Annotated in this window: 4 protein-coding genes and 1 tRNA gene; all 5 read left to right on the top strand. The window is 68.4% G+C overall.

Features of this window, described 5'->3' with window-relative positions:
• The first annotated feature begins 12 nt into the window (after nucleotides 1-12).
• The 5 genes from pheS to AB3X43_RS19170 all read left to right on the top strand — a co-directional run bounded on the left by pheS (nucleotide 13) and on the right by AB3X43_RS19170 (nucleotide 4,714).
• Complete coding sequence (pheS, locus tag AB3X43_RS19190; protein WP_369431477.1) at nucleotides 13-1,056, top strand: phenylalanine--tRNA ligase subunit alpha; 1,044 nt, start codon at nucleotides 13-15, stop codon at nucleotides 1,054-1,056.
• A 42-nt stretch (nucleotides 1,057-1,098) separates the two neighbouring features.
• Nucleotides 1,099-3,546 (top strand): phenylalanine--tRNA ligase subunit beta, encoded by a 2,448-nt coding sequence (gene pheT / locus AB3X43_RS19185; RefSeq protein ID WP_369431476.1) that lies wholly within the window; start codon nucleotides 1,099-1,101, stop codon nucleotides 3,544-3,546.
• A gap of 63 nt (nucleotides 3,547-3,609) precedes the next feature.
• Nucleotides 3,610-3,963: an integration host factor subunit alpha gene (locus tag AB3X43_RS19180; protein ID WP_369431475.1), complete on the top strand. Its 354-nt coding sequence runs from the start codon at nucleotides 3,610-3,612 to the stop codon at nucleotides 3,961-3,963.
• 43 nt (nucleotides 3,964-4,006) lie between these two features.
• A complete protein-coding gene (locus tag AB3X43_RS19175) occupies nucleotides 4,007-4,576 on the top strand; it encodes a MerR family transcriptional regulator (protein ID WP_369431474.1) in 570 nt (189 codons plus the stop codon).
• A gap of 61 nt (nucleotides 4,577-4,637) precedes the next feature.
• Nucleotides 4,638-4,714 (top strand) — tRNA-Pro (locus AB3X43_RS19170).
• Nucleotides 4,715-4,719 lie beyond the last annotated feature (5 nt).

Below are 4,719 nucleotides of genomic sequence, written 5' to 3'. Positions count from 1 at the left end.
CCCAGTCTTCTGATGAACGATCTCGATCAACTCGTGCAGGCCGCGCAAGCCGACTTCGCCGCCGCGCTCACCCCCGCCCAGCTCGAAGACGCCAAGGCGCGCTACACCGGCAAGTCCGGCCAGGTGACCGAGCTGCTCAAGGGCATGGCCAAGCTGTCGCCCGAAGAGAAGAAGACCCGCGGTGCGGCGATCAACGAGACCAAGCAGCGCATCGAAGCCGCGCTGACAGCCCGTCGCCAGGCGCTCGCCGAAGCGGAGCTGCAGGCGCAACTGAAGGCCGAGGCGCTCGACGTGACGCTGCCCGGTCGTGGTCGTGGTGTCGGTGGTCTGCATCCCGTGTCGCGCACGCTGGAGCGCATCGAGCAGATCTTCGGCTCGATGGGCTTCGACGTGGCCGATGGTCCGGAAATCGAGACCGACTGGTACAGCTTCACCGCCTTGAACAACCCGGAAAACCACCCGGCGCGTTCGATGCAGGACACGTTCTACGTGGACCTGCACGACGAGGCTGGTCGCCCGCTGTGCCTGCGCCCGCACACCTCGCCGATGCAGGTCCGCTACGCCCGCCAGCATGCTGCCGCGCACGCTGGCAAGGATCCGATGCCCGAGATCCGCGTCATCGCGCCGGGCCGCACCTACCGCGTGGACAGCGACGCGACGCACTCGCCGATGTTCCACCAGTGCGAAGGCCTGTGGATCGGCGAGAACGTGTCGTTCAAGGACCTGAAGGCGGTGTTCACCGACTTCTTCCGCACCTTCTTCGAGACGGACGACCTGCAACTGCGCTTCCGTCCGTCGTTTTTCCCGTTCACCGAGCCGTCGGCCGAGGTGGACATCGCCTTCTCGTCCGGGCCACTCAAGGGGCGTTGGCTGGAAGTGGCCGGCTCGGGCCAGGTGCATCCGAACGTGGTGCGCAACTACGGGCTCGATCCCGAGCGCTACATCGGCTTCGCGTTTGGCATGGGCCCGGACCGCCTGACCATGCTGCGCTACGGTGTCAATGACCTGCGGCTGTTCTTCGAGGGCGATCTGCGCTTCCTCGGCCAGTTCCGCTGATCCGCCGTCGCCACTGCCCAAGTCTGGACAAGGACACCTGAGATGCAATTTCCCGAATCGTGGTTGCGCGCGCACTGCAACCCTGACCTGACCACCGCCCAGCTCGCCGACCTGCTCACCATGTCCGGCATGGAAGTGGAAGAACTCCAGCCGGTCGCGCCGCCGTTCACTGGCATCGTCGTCGCCGAAATCCTCACCGCCGAGCAGCACCCGAACGCCGACCGCCTGCGTGTCTGCACCGTGGACGCCGGCCCGCACAGCAAGGACGGCCCGCTGCAGATCGTCTGCGGCGCACCGAACGCCCGCGCCGGCATCCGCATCCCGCTGGCCACCGTTGGCGCCGAGCTGCCGCCGGGCGAGGACGGCAAGCCGTTCAAGATCGGCAAGGGCAAGCTGCGCGGTGTCGAGAGCCAGGGCATGCTCTGCTCGGCGCGCGAGCTGAAGCTGTCCGAGGACCACGGCGGCCTGCTGGAGTTACCCGCCGATGCGCCCATCGGCCAGGACATCCGCCAGTTCCTGAACCTCGACGACACGCTGTTCACGCTCAAGCTCACGCCGAACCTCGGCCATGCGCTGAGCGTCTACGGTGTGGCCCGCGAAGTCGCCGCGCTGACGGGCGCGCCGCTGCATCCGCTGCCGAGCGCGCCGGTCGTGCCGACGCTGGACGAGACGCTGTCCGTGACCGTCGAAGCGCCGGACCTGTGCGGGCGTTTCTCCGGCCGCATCGTGCGCGGCATCGACACCAAGGCCAGGACCCCCGCGTGGATGGTCGACCGTCTGGCCCGCTGCGGCCAGCGCTCGGTCAGCGCGCTGGTGGACATCTCGAACTACGTCATGTTCGAGACCGGCCAGCCGACCCACATCTTCGACCTCGACAAGATCCACGGCGGCCTGACGGTGCGCTGGGGCCGCGAGGGCGAGACGCTCAAGCTGCTCAACGGCAGCACCATCACCGTCGATGCGCAGGTCGGTGTCATCGCCGACACGCAGGCGGTCGAATCGCTCGCCGGCATCATGGGCGGCGACGCCACCTCGGTCAGCGACGACACGCACAACGTCTACGTCGAAGCCGCCTTCTGGTGGCCGGCCGCCGTCGCCGGCCGCTCGCGCCGCTTCAACTTCAGCACCGACGCCGGCCACCGCTACGAGCGCGGCGTCGATCCCGCCCACACCGTCGAGTGCATCGAGCGCATCACGTCGCTGATCCAGCAGATCTGCGGCGGCGAGGCGACGGCGTGTGGCCCGGTCACGGACGCGATCGTCAACCTGCCGGCGAAGCAGCCGGTGTCGCTGCGCGTCGCCCGCGCCGCCAAGGTGATCGGCATGCCGGTGACGCAGGTGCAGTGCGCCGAGGTGCTGACGCGCCTGGGCCTGTCGTTCACCGAAGCGCCGGGCGTGCTGACCGTGACGCCGCCGAGCTGGCGCTTCGACATCGCCATCGAGGAAGACCTGATCGAGGAGGTGATCCGCGTCATCGGCTTCGACCAGCTCCCGCTGACCGCGCCGGTCGCGCCGGTGACTGCCCGCGTGCGCCCGGAAGCCCAACGTGGTGGCTACGCGCTGCGCCGCGCCGTGGCCGCGCTGGACTACCAGGAAACGATCAACTTCTCGTTCGTCGAGGAGCGCTGGGAAACCGAACTCGCCGGCAACCCGGATCCGATCCGCCTGCTCAACCCGATCGCCGTGCCGCTGTCGGTGATGCGCTCCAGCCTGCTCGGCAGCCTCGTGCAGGTGCTGCGCCACAACCTGACGCGCCGCGCGCCGCGGGTGCGCGTGTTCGAGCTGGGCCGCGTGTTCAAGCGCGATGCGTCGGTGCAGGCCAGCGAACAGAGCGTCGTCGGCATCGACCAGCCGCTGCGCGTGGCGGGTCTGGCCTGGGGTCCGACCGAGCCGGTGCAGTGGGGCGTGAAGGAGCGGGCGGTCGATTTCTTCGACGTGAAGGCCGATGTCGAGGCACTGCTCGCTCCGCACATGGCGCGTTTCGTCGCCGCCGAGCATCCCGCGATGCACCCGGGCCGCTGCGCCCGTGTCGAGCTGGACGGCGTGGCGATCGGCTTCGTCGGCGAGCTGCACCCGCGCTGGCGCCAAGCCTACGAGCTGCCGGCCGGGCAGGGCGCGCCGGTGCTCTTCGAGCTGGACGTGCCGGCGCTGCTGGCCCGCGAGGTGCCGGTGTACCAGCCGGTGGCGCGCCAGCAGGCGGTCACACGCGACATCGCATTGATCGTCGGAGAGTCGGCTGGGCATGACGCGGTGATCGCCAGCCTGCTGGGCGCCGACACTGCGGGATTGCTGCGCAGCGCGAAGCTGTTCGATGTCTACCGCCCCGCGGCGGGCGCGGCCGGTTTCGAGTCCGGCGAGCGCAGTCTGGCGATCCGGCTGGAACTGCTGGATGATGAGGCGCCGCTGACCGACGCCCGCAGCGACGAGGCGGTCAAGGCTGCGCTCGACGCGGTGCAGCGTGACCTGGGCGCACGTCTGCGCGGCGCGTGACACTGCGCCCGCAACGCTGCACCGACCGAACGAACGACCCGATCCACCGCACGGCCACCGCCCATGGATGAAGAACCCGACTTCCTGCTGCCCGACGACGACGATGCGCCCACGATCACCAAAGCCGAACTGGCCGAACTGCTCTTCGAGCGGCTCGGCCTGAACAAGCGTGAATCCAAGGACATGGTCGAGGCGTTCTTCGAGTTCGTCCATGCGTCGCTGGCCCGCGGAGACGACGTGAAGCTGTCGGGCTTCGGCAATTTCCAGGTCCGCCGCAAGGCGCCGCGACCGGGGCGCAACCCGCGCACCGGCGAGTCGATCCCGATCCGCGCCCGCAACGTCGTCACCTTCCACGCCAGCCACAAGCTCAAGGCCGTGGTGCAGGGCGAAATACCGCCTGAAGGTGACTTCGAGTAAAGTCGGCACAACCTATCCGACTCTCCGAACCCATTGATTTGCAATGGAAATCCTGCTCCCAGCGATCCCTGACAAGCGCTACTTCACCATCGGTGAAGTGAGCGAACTGTGTGGTGTCAAGCCGCATGTGCTGCGGTACTGGGAACAGGAGTTCGCGCAGCTGCGCCCCGTCAAGCGCCGCGGCAACCGCCGCTACTACCAGCACCACGAAGTGCTGCTGATCCGGCGCATCCGCGACCTGCTGTACGAGCAGGGCTTCACCATCAGCGGTGCGCGCAACCGGCTGGCCGAACTCGGCCCTGCCGCCGCCCGTGCGCTCGATGACGGCGATCCGACTGGCGAAGATCTCTCCACGCCGCACCTGATCCTCGGGGGCGGCCGGGTCGAGGCGATGCTGGCGCCGTCCCCGGTGCCACCGACCGGATCGACGCCGGCGCCGATCCGCTCCCCGCTGGCACCGGGCCGGGGTGCCTTTGTCGACGTTCCCACGCCGCAAGTGGCCCGCGACGCGCTGGTGCGCAGCGGCGCGCGCAGCCTGCGCGAGGAATTGCTCCTGATCCGCGCGCTGCTCGATCCGGAGTCACCGGACGTCCCGGACATCGTTCTCGGATAAAAACCCCTGCAGTGACTGGACGAACTGATTATTTTCGGCATACAATCTCTTTCTCAGCAGTCGGGGCGTAGCGCAGCCTGGTAGCGCACTTGCATGGGGTGCAAGGGGTCGTGAGTTCGAATCCCACCGTCCCGACCAATGAA

The sequence above is a fragment of the Sphaerotilus sp. genome, from assembly GCF_041083715.1.
GTDB lineage: Bacteria > Pseudomonadota > Gammaproteobacteria > Burkholderiales > Burkholderiaceae_C > Sphaerotilus.
This window is presented reverse-complemented; position numbering and strand designations above follow the sequence as displayed.

Coding starts and splice junctions, on each gene's coding strand:
- pheS (WP_369431477.1), top strand. CDS start 13: ATGAACGATCTCGATCAACTCGTGCAGGCCGCGCAAGCCGACTTCGCC.
- AB3X43_RS19180 (WP_369431475.1), top strand. CDS start 3,610: ATGGATGAAGAACCCGACTTCCTGCTGCCCGACGACGACGATGCGCCC.
- pheT (WP_369431476.1), top strand. CDS start 1,099: ATGCAATTTCCCGAATCGTGGTTGCGCGCGCACTGCAACCCTGACCTG.
- AB3X43_RS19175 (WP_369431474.1), top strand. CDS start 4,007: ATGGAAATCCTGCTCCCAGCGATCCCTGACAAGCGCTACTTCACCATC.